Annotated in this window: 12 protein-coding genes; 3 read left to right on the top strand and 9 right to left on the bottom strand. The window is 75.7% G+C overall.

Annotated elements, in window-relative coordinates; all coding sequences use genetic code 11:
• Positions 1 to 68: 68 nt before the first annotated feature.
• Positions 69 to 935, top strand: a complete 867-nt coding sequence (locus JFN87_RS05160) for an aminoglycoside phosphotransferase family protein (RefSeq protein ID WP_209338678.1) — start codon at positions 69 to 71, stop codon at positions 933 to 935.
• Positions 936 to 939: 4 nt separating this feature from the next.
• Here the strand turns inward: JFN87_RS05160 and JFN87_RS05155 are convergent, their stop codons facing one another.
• Entirely contained in the window at positions 940 to 1,581 is a 642-nt protein-coding gene (locus JFN87_RS05155; RefSeq protein WP_209338677.1) for a TetR/AcrR family transcriptional regulator, read from the bottom strand.
• Between the two features lie 82 nt (positions 1,582 to 1,663).
• Between JFN87_RS05155 and JFN87_RS05150 the strand changes: the two genes are divergently transcribed.
• Complete coding sequence (locus JFN87_RS05150; RefSeq protein ID WP_307865310.1) at positions 1,664 to 3,190, top strand: FAD-dependent monooxygenase; 1,527 nt, start codon at positions 1,664 to 1,666, stop codon at positions 3,188 to 3,190.
• 50 nt (positions 3,191 to 3,240) lie between these two features.
• The gene (locus JFN87_RS05145) at positions 3,241 to 4,014 is read left to right on the top strand and encodes a class I SAM-dependent methyltransferase (protein ID WP_209338676.1); all 774 of its coding nucleotides are present in this window, start codon (positions 3,241 to 3,243) and stop codon (positions 4,012 to 4,014) included.
• On the opposite strand, the gene JFN87_RS05140 is transcribed toward JFN87_RS05145, so the two are convergent.
• From JFN87_RS05140 to JFN87_RS05105, 8 genes are all read right to left on the bottom strand, one after another.
• On the bottom strand, positions 4,007 to 4,357 hold the full coding sequence (locus JFN87_RS05140; RefSeq protein ID WP_209338675.1) for a CrcB family protein: 351 nt from the start codon (positions 4,355 to 4,357) through the stop codon (positions 4,007 to 4,009). The genes JFN87_RS05145 and JFN87_RS05140 overlap by 8 nt on opposite strands.
• Positions 4,358 to 4,509: 152 nt before the next feature.
• Positions 4,510 to 6,156: an alpha-amylase family glycosyl hydrolase gene (locus JFN87_RS05135; RefSeq protein WP_209338674.1), complete on the bottom strand. Its 1,647-nt coding sequence runs from the start codon at positions 6,154 to 6,156 to the stop codon at positions 4,510 to 4,512.
• A gap of 10 nt (positions 6,157 to 6,166) precedes the next feature.
• A complete protein-coding gene (locus JFN87_RS05130; protein WP_209338673.1) occupies positions 6,167 to 6,826 on the bottom strand; it encodes a class II aldolase/adducin family protein in 660 nt (219 codons plus the stop codon).
• Positions 6,823 to 8,064, bottom strand: a complete 1,242-nt coding sequence (otnK, locus tag JFN87_RS05125) for a 3-oxo-tetronate kinase (RefSeq protein WP_209338672.1) — start codon at positions 8,062 to 8,064, stop codon at positions 6,823 to 6,825. The genes JFN87_RS05130 and otnK overlap by 4 nt, the downstream gene beginning before the upstream one ends.
• The gene (locus JFN87_RS05120; protein WP_209338671.1) at positions 8,061 to 8,816 is read right to left on the bottom strand and encodes an aspartate/glutamate racemase family protein; all 756 of its coding nucleotides are present in this window, start codon (positions 8,814 to 8,816) and stop codon (positions 8,061 to 8,063) included. The genes otnK and JFN87_RS05120 overlap by 4 nt, the downstream gene beginning before the upstream one ends.
• Entirely contained in the window at positions 8,813 to 9,763 is a 951-nt protein-coding gene (locus JFN87_RS05115) for a hypothetical protein (RefSeq protein ID WP_209338670.1), read from the bottom strand. The genes JFN87_RS05120 and JFN87_RS05115 overlap by 4 nt, the downstream gene beginning before the upstream one ends.
• Positions 9,760 to 11,295 (bottom strand): FGGY-family carbohydrate kinase, encoded by a 1,536-nt coding sequence (locus tag JFN87_RS05110; protein ID WP_209338669.1) that lies wholly within the window; start codon positions 11,293 to 11,295, stop codon positions 9,760 to 9,762. Before JFN87_RS05110 ends, JFN87_RS05115 begins: the two co-directional genes overlap by 4 nt.
• Positions 11,292 to 13,471, bottom strand: a 2,180-nt coding sequence (locus JFN87_RS05105) for an FAD-dependent oxidoreductase (RefSeq protein WP_209338668.1), incomplete at its 5' end; no start/stop codon positions are given. The genes JFN87_RS05105 and JFN87_RS05110, both read right to left, overlap by 4 nt.

Genomic DNA, 13,471 nt, shown 5'->3' with positions numbered 1-13,471 from the left:
AGCGCTCCCGTCGCGTGTGATGTGCCCGGTCGCCCGCTGTCGCGGTGGGCACGTCGCAGGAGCCGCCCTTGACCCCACCGACCGGCATCGACGACCGCCCCGAGATCGGCACAGCCCTCGTCAGGCGGCTCGTCGACGCGCAGTTCCCGCAGTGGGCGGGGCTTTCGCTGACACGCGTCGAGCCGGCCGGCTCCGACCACGTCATCCACCGCCTGGGCGACGGACTGGCCGTACGCCTGCCGTGCCATCGGGGGGCCGTCGGGCAAGCCGCGAAGGAGATGGAGTGGCTGCCCCGCCTGGCCCCTCACCTGCCGCTGGCGGTGCCCGCGCCGGTCGCCGTGGGCGCTCCCGGCTTCGGGTACCCGTGGCCCTGGGCGGTGGCCCGCTGGCTGGACGGCGAGGTCGCCACCGTCGACGCGCTCTCCCACTCCCGGCCCGCGGCCATCGCCATGGCACGGTTCCTGCGTGCGCTGCGGTCCGTGCCCGTCCCCGGCGGCGGGCCGGGTCTGATCGAGCGCGACGAGGCGACCCGTGCCGCCATCGCCGAGACGGCGGGCGTGTTCGACGCGCCGGCCATGACGGACCTGTGGGACGCGGCACTCGCGGCGCCGCCGTGGGGCCGCGACCCCGTGTGGGTCCACGGCGACCTGCACACGGGCAACCTGCTGACCGACGGCGGACGGCTCAGCGCGGTCATCGACTTCGGCAACCTCGGCGCGGGAGACCCCGCCTGCGACCTGACCATCGCCTTCACCCTCATGTCGCCCGCCTGCCGTACCGCGTTCCGCGACGCCCTCGCAACGGACGAGGCGACGTGGACCCGAGGACGCGGCTGGGCCTTGAGCACCGGCCTCAACGCCCTCACGCACTACGCGGACGACGCCCGCGTAGTCGCCCAGACCACCCGCCAGATCACCCAGGCGCTCCTCGGATAGCGCGTCACCGGGGCGCGCCGAGATCGCGCAAGCCGTTCTCCAGGAGTTCGAACGCGAACCGCGCGTCGGCCAGGGCGCCGGCGCAGCGCGCGTCGGCCTTCTCGCCGTACGCGAGCCGCGCGGCGTTGTCCTGGGCCAGCGCCCAGTGGACCGCGACGATCTGGACCGCGGCCAGGCGCGCGGTGAGCTCGGGAGCGTCCGCCGTCTCGCGCAGTGCCTGGGCGAGCGCGCTCTCGGCGCCCGCCTTGAACCGCTGCATCCGGGCCACCAGCGAGGGTGTCTCGAGGATCATCCGGTGGAGCCTGCGCACCTCGGGAACGTCGTTCAGCCCGGTGATCGGGTCGCGCTCGCGCAGCCCGCGCAGGAAGTGGTCCCGCACCGCGGGCAGCGGGGCGGACCGCGGCGGCCGGGCCCGCACCACGCGGGCGATCTCGGTCTCGTGATCGGCGAGACGGTGCGTGACGAGGTCCTCCTTCGCCGGGAAGTAGGCGAAGAGCGTGCGTTTGGACACTTCGGCGGCCTCGGCCACCTGGGCCACCGAGACCTGGTTGAAGCCCTGTTCGAGGAAGAGCGCGATCGCTGCCTCCGAAATGGCCTCGCGGGTCCGCTGCTTCTTCCGCTCCCGCAGCCCTGGCTTGCCGTCCACGTAACCCACCCTAGCAAATTCCTGCGACGAGGTTGATTCTGCACCTGGTATACATTTGCTCCGAGTCGAGAGATGAGGCGGAGTGACCGTGCTGACAGGAACGCTGACGGAGACCACGACCGAAGTCGTCATCGCGGGCGCCGGCCCGACCGGGCTGATGCTGGCGTACGAACTGTCCCTGGCCGGGGTCGAGACCCTGGTGCTGGAGAAGCTGCCCGAGCGCATCGAGCAGGTGAAGGGCGGCGCGATCCAGCCACGCACCGCCGAACTGCTGGAGCTCCGCGGGCTCCTGGAGCCGCTGCTAGTGCGGGCCGCGCCGCGCGACCCCGTGGGAGGGCACTTCGCCGGCCTGCCGGTGCCGCTGGACTGCGCACCCTGGCGCACCAGGCACCCCTTCCCGCTCCTGGTCCCGCAGTGGGGGATCGAGGAGGTACTCGAAGGGCGGGCGGTCGCCGCCGGGGCGAGGGTCGTGCGCGGCACTGCCGTCTCGGCCGTCGAGTCGGGCGACGACGGCGTACTCGTCACGGCGGACGGCCTCCGGGCGCGGGCGCGCTACCTCGTAGCGTGCGACGGCGGCCACAGCACGGTCCGTGGGCTGCTCGGCGTTCCGTTCCCCGGCAGGCCGGGAACGAGGCAGGCGGCCCTGGCCGACATCCGGCTGTCCGCCGTGACGCCGTCGGTGCCACGGCGCATGGGCCACATCAGCACCCTGACCCGGCAGGCGGGCGGCTACTGGACCATGCTGGTCCCGCTCGGAGGTGACCGCTACCGATTCACCTTCGGACACGCGGACCAGCCGGAGGCCGACCGCGATGTCCCCGTCTCGCACGAGGAGGCCGGCGCCGCGCTCAAGGCCGTCTACGGTCAGGGGACCACCCTCGCCGCCGTCGACAGCTCCTCCCGGTTCTCCGACGCCACACGCCAGTTGGAGCACTACCGCGCGGGCCGCGTGCTGTTCGCCGGCGACGCCGCGCACATCCACCTGCCGCTGGGCGGCCAGGGCCTCAACCTCGGCATACAGGACGCCTTCAACCTCGGCTGGAAACTCGCCGCCACCATCCAGGACCTGGCACCGAGCGGCCTCCTGGACAGCTACCACACCGAACGGCACCCGGCCGGGGCGCGGGTCCTGCACCACACCTCCGCACAGCGCGTCCTGGCCGACCCGGTCCCGGGCGAGGACGTGGCCGCCCTGCGCGACATCGTCACCGACCTCCTGCGACTGCCCGACACCAACCGCCATCTCGCGGGGCTGATGTCCGGACTGTCACTGCGCTACGACCTGCCCGGCGACCACCCGCTCACCGGGGAACGCGCGCCGGACGCCGACCTGGCGACCGAGGCCGGCCCCACCCGCCTGTCGGCGTTGTTCCGGCCCGGGCACGCCGTCCTGCTCGATCTGACCGGCACGGTCCCGCCCGACCTCAGCCTCCCGCCGCGCATCGACCTCGCCCGCGCCACCTGCGCCGACGACCTGGGCGCCGCCGCCCTGCTCATCCGCCCCGACGGCTACGTCTGCTGGGCGGCAGACACCGACGCAGACGCCGACGCAGTCTGGGGCGACTCCCTGCGCACCGCCATCGCGCGCGGCGTCGCCAAGGCGGGCTGAGCCCCGAAAAGGCCCGGCGCCGGCGGCGCGGCTCGTGTCAGGATGCCGGCATGTCCTCTCGCGCCCTGAGCTTCGGTGCCGTGTCCGAGGCGTACGAGCGGTTCCGCCCCGGGTATCCCGAGGCGCTCTTCGACACGGTGATGGCCTACGCGGGCCGCCCCGTGGCCACCGCCCTCGAGATCGGTGCGGGGACCGGGAAGGCGACCCGCCTCTTCGCTCGGCGGGGTATCAGGGTCACCGCGACGGACCCGGATGGCGCCATGCTCGCCGAACTGCGCAAACACGTGCCGGCGAACGTCGAGTCGGTGCGAGCCGCGTTCGAGGAGGTGCGGACGGACACCGGCTACGGGCTGGTCTACGCGGCGGCGTCGCTGCACTGGACGCAACCGGAGGGCAGGTGGCCACGGGTCGCGGCGTTGCTGGAGCCCGGCGGGGTGTTCGCGTCGTTCGGCGGGCCGGTCGGGCTCGCCGACCCGGCCGTGGCGGAAGCGGTGCGCGCGGCGCGGGCGCCGTTTCTGCAGAGCGACGATGTTCCGTCGCCGGACGGGACGCCTCCCGAGCGGGACATGCAGTGGCCGGGAACGGAACTCCGACGGTCCGTCTGGTTCACCGACGTCCGGCAGTCGGTGATCGAACGGCGGCTGACGATGACCGCACGCGACTACATCGGCCATCTCTCCACCGTCTCGGCCTACCTCGAACTGCCCGGCCCGGAGCGGGAGCGGCTGTTCCGCGAGATCATGCGGGTGCTGCCCAAGGCGGTCGAGGTCGCCGCCGACATCACCGTCCACCTCGCGCGTCGGAGGGCGCCGCGAGTCACTTGACCACCAGGAACACTCCCGCCGCCGACGCCATGAGGCCGACGAACCAGCCCGCCACCGCCTCGGCCAGCGCCATCCCGCGCCGGCCCGTGCGGAAGACGCGTGCGGTCTCGTAGCCGCAGACGCTGAACAGCGTGATCGCCGCGCCGAGAGCCGTCGTCGCGCCGCCCGCGCCCTGCCGGTACGCCCAGCCCGACAGTGCGCCAAGGAGCAGGCAGCCGAGGAAGTTCAGCGCGAACGGGCCCCCGCGGGTGGGCCGTCGCAGGCGGGTCTGCAGGCCCCTCTCCGTCACGTAGCGCAGCGAGCCGCCGACGAGTGCGCCGAACAGCGTCAGGAGCAGCGGCATCGGGGCCTCCCCATGGTGGGCGACAGCGGGCCGCCGGACCATAGCGCCGTCCACGCCCGGTGGGCCCCCGCCACTGAGCAGTGGTCAGCGCGTCCCACCGGACGGGCCAACCGGCCACCCGTTCGGCGTGCGGCACCCGCCGGAAGGCCCCGTCAGGCGCCTGTCCCGCGTGCCGGCAGCCAGGCGGCCGCGTCAGGGGCGAGCCGGGCGCGGCCGTCCGGTGCGGGCGCGCTCAGCAACAGCGGCTCGGTCGCGTCGGGCAGCGCGACAGGATCGGGTCCGGTGTTGAGGACGCAGCGCAGGCCCCCGACAGCGAAGTCGAGCACCCCTTCCTCCGCGGTCGTAGCCCAGGTGAGACGCTCACCGCCGGCCAGGGCACGGCGCAGGCGCAGCGCCGCGCGGTACAGCGTCAGCGTGGACTCCGGATTGCCGTCCTGCGCCTCGACGGACAGGGCGGCGAACGCGTCCGGCTGCGGCAGCCAGCCGGGACCCGCCGAGAAGCCGAGAGACGGGCCCGACGCGGACCAGGGCAGCGGGACGCGGCAGCCGTCCCGTCCCTTGCGGGCACCGCCCGAGCGTGCGTGCACCGGGTCCTGGAGCACGGAGTCGGGCAGGTCGGCGACCTCGGGCAGCCCGAGCTCCTCGCCCTGGTAGAGGTACGCGGCGCCCGGCAGCGCCAGCAGCAGCAGCGCGGCGGCCCGCGCACGCCGGCGCACGGCCGCGGGGTCGAGCGCGGGGCGGGCCCCGCCGCCGGCCAGCCACGCGTCGGAGTCCGTGCCGTCCGGCAGGCACAGCCGGGAGGCGTGGCGCACCACGTCGTGGTTGGACAGCACCCAGGTGGGCGCGGAGCCGGAACCCGCGGCGAGCGCGATGGACCGGTCGATCGTCGCGCGCAGCGCTCCGGCCTCCCACCTCGTGCCGAGGAAGTCGAAGTTGAACGCCTGGTGGAGTTCGTCGGGGCGGGTGTACAGGGCGCGGCGGTCCAGCGCCGCCCAGGACTCGGCGACGGTCATGCGCGGCGGCTCGTACGCGTCGGTGACGTGCCGGAAACCGCGCAGGATGTCATGGACCTCCTCGCGGTCCCAGAACGGGTGCCGTCCCGCCCACCCGTCGCCGACGATTCTGTGGTGCACCTGGCCGGGACCCAGGTCGCGCAGCGGCTCGGCGAGGTCCTTCGCCATGCCGTGTGCCACGTCGAACCGGAACCCGTCGACGCCGCGTTCCAGCCAGAAGCGCAGCACGCCGTGGAAGTCCTCGACGACGTCCGGGTGCGACCAGTCCAGGTCGGGCTGCTCGGGCGCGAACAGGTGGAGGTACCACTGCCCGTCGGCCACCCGCCGCCAGGCCGGCCCGCCGAACACGGACTGCCAGTCCGTGGGCGGGGCCGCGCCGCCGTCCCGGCCGTCGCGGAAGACGTACCGGGCGCGCGCGGGCCCGGCCGGATCCGCGAGCGCCTCCCGGAACCAGGCGTGCTGGTCGGACGTGTGGTTGGGGACGATGTCGACGATGACCCGCAGCCCGAGCTCGTGCGCCCGTGCGAGCAGCGCGTCGGCGTCCGCCAGGGCGCCGAAACGCGGGTCGACACCGCGGAAGTCCGCGACGTCGTACCCGCCGTCGACCATGGGGGACGGATAGAACGGCGTGATCCACACGGCGTCCGCCCCGAGGGCGGCCACATGGTCGAGGCGTGCCGTGATGCCGGGCAGGTCACCGACGCCGTCACCGTCGCTGTCGGCGAAACTGCGCACGTAGATCTGGTAGATGACGGCGGTGCGCCACCAGGCGCGGCTCTCGCTCATGGTTTTTTCCCTACCCCATATCGGTGGTGAGTTCGGCGCACTGCTCGACGGTGAGCGGCCGCGCGGGGCGTCGCTCGCCGACGAGGAGCTGGAGCGCGGCGCTCTCCTCCAGCTCGACGGCCGCGTCGACGGCCTCGTCCAGACGCGTCCCGGTGGCGACCTGCCCGTGGTGGGCGAGGAGGAACGCCCGGGCGCCGGGCGGCAGCCCCGCCGCCCCCTCGGCGAGCCGCGCGCTGCCCGGAGGCGCGTACGGCAGGAGCGGCACCCGGCCGAGCCGCAGCACCGCGTACGGGGTGAGCGGCGGCAGCGCGTCCGCCGGATCGCGCGGATCGAGGCAGGCCACGGCGACCGCGTGCCGCGAGTGCAGGTGGACGACGGCACGGACGTGCGGGAGCCGTGCGTACACGGCCAGGTGCAGCGGTACCTCCTTTGTCGGAGGCGGCCCCGAGCTCGGGCGCCCGTCGGCGCCGAGGACACTGAGCCCTTCCGGTGTCAGGGCCGCGAGGGGCGTGCCGGTCGGTGTGGCGAGGAAGCCGGTCGCCGTGCGGACGCTGAGGTTGCCCGAGCTGCCGGGGCTCAGCCCGAGGGCCGCGAGCCTGCGGCCCGCGGCGCTCAGGGCCGCGGCCGCGTCCGCGGGGTCCGTGCCGGGCCCCGGTGCTGCCGCCGTCACAGGTGGTCCTCCGCTCGTGTGAAGAGGTCCTTTTCGCCGAAGTTCCCCGACTTCAGGGCGAGGTTGAGCGTTGTGCCCCGCCGCTGTGCCGCCGTCCACGGGACTCCGGCCGCGATGGCGGGGCCGATCCGCAGGGTCCGCACGGCGAGCGCGTCGACGACCGCCCCCGACGTCTCACCGCCCGCGACGACGAACCGGCGCACCCCCGCGTCGGCGAGTCCGCTCGCGCACCGGGCAAGGGCTCGCTCGGTGGCCTCGCCGACGCGGTCGCGTCCGAAGGCCTCCTGGGCACGGTCCACCTCGGCCCGGTCGCCTGCGCTGTGGATCAGCACGTTCCGGCCGGCGTCGAGGTGCGTGCGCGCCCAGGCGAGTACGTCGGCCACCGCGGCGTCGGGCGACGCGACCACCGCCGCGGGGTCGAGCTTGCGGTGCGGCATGCGCGCGCGGGCGTGCGCTGTCTGCGCCAGCGTCGCGTCCGACACACTGCCTGCCAGCACTGCCGTCGGACCTGGCGCCACCTCGATGTCCGTGGCGGCCGACTCGCGCCGCGCGGGCAGTGCGAGAGCCAGTCCCGAACCCCCGGTGACGAGCGGAAGGTGGTGTGTGGCCCGCTCGACGGCCGTCAGGTCCTCGTCCCCGAGGGCGTCGGTGACGACGATCCTGGCACCCTGTGCGGTCAGCCGGTCGAGGTGGTCGCTCACCGCACGCCCACCGGCGCGCAGGATCGCGTGGGGGAGCAGCCCCACGGGATGGGCGGTCTGCGCGCCGAGCACCCGCATGAGGTCCGAGTCGGTCATCGGCGTGAGCGGGTGGTGGCGCATGCCGCTCTCGGCCAGCAGCCGGTCGCCGACGAAGAGATGGCCCTGGTAGACGGTGCGGCCCGCGGCGGGGAAGGCCGGGCAGGCGATCGTCCAGGGCGCACCCGTCGCCGTGAGCAGGGCGTCGATGACCGGGCCGATGTTGCCGAGCGGGGTGGAGTCGAAGGTCGAGCAGTACTTGAACCAGTACCGCGTGCAGCCGAGACGGGCCAGCGCGCGGTGGGCGTCGAGCGCCGCGGCCACCGCCAGGTCCGCCGCCACCGTGCGCGTCTTGAGCGCGACGACCACGGCGTCGGCGTCGGTGACCGGCCCGCGGGGAGGCCCCACGGTCACGACGGTCCTGCGGCCCGTGGCCACGAGATTCCCGGCGAGGTCCGTGGCGCCCGTGAAGTCGTCCGCGATGCAGCCGAGTTCGATCACTCGTCCGGCTCCCGGCGATGGGTGGCTACCGGCCGGGTGGCTCCTGGCCGGTCGGCTACCGGCCGGACCGCGGCCGGCCTGACGGCCGCCAGTTGCGCGGTGCCGCTGCGCGTGGAGGTGAGCACCGGCACGGTGAGCGCGCCCTGCGGCAGCCGGTCGAGCGCGCCGGCCATCGACGCCTGGGCCAGCACCAGCACGTCGTGATCGGCCGCGAGCCGGAGCGCCTCCTCGGCGATCAGCGTGTCGTGCCGCGGCGCGTCACCCGCGGCCTTGGCCGCGTAACTCCCCGGGCACACCGACGTGGTGAGCGTGATCTCCCGCGCTCCTGCCTGCCGCCTGATCAGGTCGGCGGTCGGCGCCAGCGTCGACTCGAGCGTGGCGAGCACCGCGATGCGGGCGCCCGTGGAGACCGCGGAGGCCGCCATGGGCTCGTCGACGCGCAGCACCGGGATGGACACGAGCGGACGCGCCTGCTCGGCGGCCGGGCCGATCGACGAGCACGTGACGAGGACGGCGTCCGCGCCCGCGGCCTCCGCCTGGGTGACGTACGCGGCCAGGCGCGCCGCGGTGCGGGGAAGCGGGCCGTGGGCGACGGTGTCGGCGAGCAGGCTCTCGTCGACGACGTGGTAGGGCCTGACGCCGGGCGCGAGTTCACGCAGCAGCGGATCGAAGACGGCCGGCAGCGCGGCGACGGTGTGCAGCACGCACACGCGGGGGCCCGCGGCAGCGGTGCCGCCGCCCGCGGCCGTCACGCCGTCACCCGCTCGCTCGCGGCGGCCGCGTCCCACCAGGGGCGGCCGTGCGTGTCGACGATCTCGCCGAGCAGCCGCAGCCGGTCGGTGCTCGCCCCGCGCAGCGTGGCGTCGCGGTCACCGCTGAGGGCGTCCGTCCACAGCGCGCGCCCCGCGAGGAAACCGGAGGCGCCCGCCCGGCAGGCCGCCTCCACGGCACGCGGGAAGTCGGCCGACTCGACCCCCTGCGAGAGAACCACCCAGGGCACGTCGACGACGGCGTCGATGCGCTCCGCCTGCGCGGCGATCCCGGCGACGGTGCCCGCGCCGCCGTCCGGCACCTGGCACTTGTACAACGAAGGCCGCAGCGGCGCGAGTTCGCGAGCGGCCTCGACGATGGCGTCGTTGAGCGCGAAGGTGCCCGCGGCCTCCTCGTCCGCGGTGGGGCGGGCGACGGGCTCCAGCACCGACGCGAGCCCCGCGTCCCGGCACATCTCGACGAAGCGCGCGGCCAGCGCGACGCGGCGGTCACGGTGGGCGTCGCGCCGCCAGATCACCAGCAGCTTCAGGCCGCGTGTCCCGTCGGCGACGACCGCCGCGAGGTCCGTGGCCTCGTCGAGGGCGGTGTCCTCGACGGGGCCGCCGGGCCGCTGGTCCAGGATGTCGACGGCGAGGATCGGCGCGCAGGTCGCGGGCAGGACCTTCTCGTCCACGAGTCGCCGGTAGCCGTGGTCGCGGTCGATCAGCAGCGCGGAGGCGTGCGGGCCGAGCGCCCGCGCGACGGCCAGCTTGAAGTCGGTGAGCCGGGCGGCGGGAATGTCGCTGCCGGGGACGCCCTCGCGCTGCGCCATCATCGTGCGCAGCGAGTCGCGCTGGTCGGCGGCGACCATGGCGAAGGTGCCGCTGGGACGGGCGAGCGCCGCCGGGGCGGCCGAGCCGCCAGTGAGGACGGCGGGGTGGGTGGTCACGAAGGGTTCTCCTTGCGGTACGGGATTGACGGTTCGGTGGTCCCTGGCGCGGGCGCCGTGCGCGCCGCGGTGACGTGCGGGAGGAACGACGTCTCGTGGAACGTGCGTTGGGCGTCCGCCACGGCTGGATCGGGGACAAGGGGCTCGCAGGGCGCGACGACGTCCGCCGGGTCGAGGCCCAGCGCGGCGCCCGCCCAGGCGGCCGCCCCGAGCCCCGGCGCCTCGGGCTCCGCGCACAGCAGCACGGGCCAGGGACTGACCGCCGCCTTCAGCGCCGTCCACGCCCGCGAGCGTGTCGATCCGCCGAGCAGCGTGACGGCCGAGGGCGCCAGGCCCGTGAGCGCGGCCTGCGTGTCGGTCATCCACCGGGCGTGGTGGGCCGCGCCCTCCAGCAGGGCACGCGCGAGGTGCGCGAGGCCGTGCTCCGGGCCCGCGCCGTGCACGGCGAGGCGCGCCTCGGGCAGCGGCGCCGGCGAGCTGCGGCCGAACAGGTACGGCTCGACGACGAGCCCGGTCGGCGCGGCGGGCAGCGACTCGGCGAGCCGCGCGAACGCCGCGTACCTCTCGGGCCCCGGCGCACCCGTGAGCCCGAGGAAGCGGTCGCAGAACCACTCCACGAGCGCGCCCGAGCCCTGCATGCCGGCCAGCGTGATCCAGTGCTCGCCGTCGGCGTGCCGGCCCCACGACATGCCCTCGCGCCCCGCGGCCACCGCGTCCGGCACGTCGCCCGACACGGTGAGCACCGCCTCCGCCGTGCCCATCGAGTCGGCGACGCGGCCCGCGCCGCGCACCCCGGCCGCCCACGCACCGACCAGGTGGTCGTGGCCCGCGACGACCACCGGCGTGCCGGCACGCAGCCCGGTCGCGGCCGCGCCCTGCGGTGTGACCCGGCCGACCGGTTCGCCCGGCCGGCACACGAGGGGCATCCGCTCGGCGCCGAGGCCCGCCTCCGCGAGCAACTCGGGGATCCAGCACCGGCCGGACGGGTCCCACGCCATCGTCCGCTGCGCGAACGTCGCGTCGGTCCCGGCCCGTCCGGTCAGGGCGTGGCCGACGAGGTCGACGGCACCGGCCCAGGTCCGCATCCGCGCGAGCGCCGCCGCCGAACGCCCGGCCATGGCACACCACTTGGCGAGCGGCACCTTCCCGCTCGGCAGCACTCCCGTGCGCCCGTGCAGGGCGGCGGCCCCGAACGTCCTGCCCAGCTGCCGTGCGTACGGCCCCGGGGCAGGGTCGGACCAGGCCTGCACGGGACCGAGCGGCTGCCCGTCCGCGTCGAGCGGGACGCCCGCCTCCGCCATGCCCGTCAGGCCGACGGCGTCCGGGACGCGCCCCGCGGACCGCACGCAGTCCGCGAGCACGCCGAGCCCCGCCGCGACCAGGTCGCCCGCCGGATGGGTGTGCCCGTCGTCTCCGCGCGGTGTGCGGCGCTGCGCGCGGGCGACGACCGCGCCCGACGCGTCGCACAGCAGCGCCTTGCAGTGGGTGCTGCCGATGTCCACACCCGCGAGCAGCGGGGAATCGCCCCTCATGCGCTGCCCACCCGTTCCGCCTGCCGGCGCCCCGGCACGAACCCCTCCGGCAGGTCCGCGCGGTGCGGGTCGTGCTCCCACGGCAGCGGGCAGGCGCCGGGCGTGCCGCGCTCGGCGAGCAGCCGCTCCCAGGCGCGTGCGTCGCGGCCCGGCGCCTGTCCGGCGTCCAGGCCGAACCGCAGCCGCAGCCGCGTGTGCGCCTGCGCGGCCAGCGGCGCCCTGACGTCGCCGAGATAGGCGACGAGCGTGCGTACGCCCTCCGCGTCGCCGCACTGCGCTCGGGCGCGCGCCAACGCGAGTTCGAGCATGGCGCGCCGCTCCTGGAAGTCGTCGGGCTCCACACCCCGGTGCCGCCACTGCGCGTGCAGGGCCGGCCGCCGGTGCAGGGCGCGCAACACGGGCAGCGCGGCCGGGTCGCCGAGGCGCTCGGCCCCGGCGGCGACCGCCTCGACCCAGAAGAAGGTGCCGGCGACCGGGTCGCGGAGCGTGCCGTCGTCGATCCGCAGGAGCCGCTCCACCCGCTCCCACAGCGCCACGGCCCTCGGATCGCGGGCCAGGGCCAGGGTGTTGAGGAGGTAGACGGCCCCGGGCATCGCCGACTGGTCGGGCGGGAGCTGCACCTCGCGGATACCGGCGTCCCGCACGGGCAGCGAGGCGCCCGACAGCTCAGTCGTGAGGTGCCCGAGCAGTTCCTCGGTGCCGGTGGTGTCGCCGCGGCAGACGAGGATCTGTGCGATGACGAGGCGCAGTGGGCCTTCCGCCGCGCTCAGCGCGTCCCGCAGCGCCCGCGTGGTGGACGGGCGCGGGTCGAGGGCCAGGTCGACGAACGAGACGCGGCCGTGGAAGACCTCGCGCCGCCCCATGTCGGAGTAGCGGTGCAGCGGCACATGCGCGGCGAGGTCGCGCAGGGCCTCGCCGACGGGCGCCGGCTCCGTCGCCGCGCGCGGGGCGGCCGCCGGCGGCAGCAGTCCCTCGTCGAACAGCCGCCTGCGCAGGGCGCGCACGTTCAGGCGCTGGGGTGTGGTGCGCTCGCGGACGCACAGTGCGGCGGCGATTCCCGTGGCCGCCCCCAGGTTCTCCAGGTCGGCCTGCATGCGCAGCGCGGGCAGCGCGTCGTGCGTGGCGGACAGCGCCTTGCCGGTGACCAGCAGGCCGTCGAGGCCCCGGGGGAGCAGCGCCCTGTAGGGCACCTCGGCCTCCAGGTTCGGCGGGATCAGGCCGAGTTGGGGCCAGAGCGCCTCGCCCTTGCCCTTGAGGTCGTGGTTGGAGAAGTGCACGCCGACGGCGTCGGGCCAGCGGCGCTGCGTCAGCTGGTCGGTGAGCGTCAGCACGGTCTGCCCGACGAGATGGCGGCCCTCGCGGGTGACGGGCTGCGCGCCGTGGTCGTGCAGGTCCGGGCTGCGCCGCCGGGCGGCGAGCACCGCGCGGGTGGCGTCGACGCCGTCCGTGAGGTCGGCGAGCCCGCCGAAGTTGTTGCGGGCCGTGCCCGGCGCCTCGAACCGGGCCAGCGACGACCACATCAGCGTGTGCGTGGACGCGGCACCGTGCACGACGGGCGCGCCGCCCCACGCCGCGAGATCGGCCTCCCCTGTCGCGTCGACGACGACGGCCGCGGTCACGGCGTACGCACGCCCGCCGGGCCCCGCGACGGCGGCGCCGCACACCCGGCCGCCGTCGGTGAGCACCCCGAACGCCCGGGTGCCGTACCGGACGTCGACGCCGCGCCGGGTGAGCGCGTCGTGCAGGGCGAGGGACTTGGCCTCGATGTTCCAGGCGCCGACACCGCCGCGCCGCAGGCCGAGCTCACGGTGCGCGCGGCGGGTGGCGTCCTGGACGCGTGCCGCGTGCGCGGCACGGCGGCCGAACCAGTAGCTGGCCACACCGCCGTACGTGCCGGTGCCGCCGGGCCCGGGGCCGTGCTCGACGAGCAGGGTGCGGGCGCCTTCCGCGGCGGCGGCGAGCGCCGCTGAGGCGCCGCTGGTCCCGCCGCCGACGACCAGCACGTCGAAGGGCGCCTCGCAGGGCAGCTCTTCGTCGGCGACAGGTTCGGTGGCCCCCGCCCCGCGCGGAGGGGTGTCGCGGTGCTCAAGCACCACCGGCCGGTGTCTCGCGAGGCCGCCACCGGACGGGCACGCGCCGAGCGTCGCGGTAGCCGACTCCCCGCCAGGGGCCCCCG

Source organism: Streptomyces montanisoli (assembly GCF_017813245.1).
GTDB classification, from domain to species: Bacteria; Actinomycetota; Actinomycetes; order Streptomycetales; family Streptomycetaceae; genus Streptomyces; species Streptomyces montanisoli.
The sequence above is the reverse complement of the archived record's forward strand: the minus strand, read 5'-3'. Positions and strand labels throughout refer to the sequence as shown.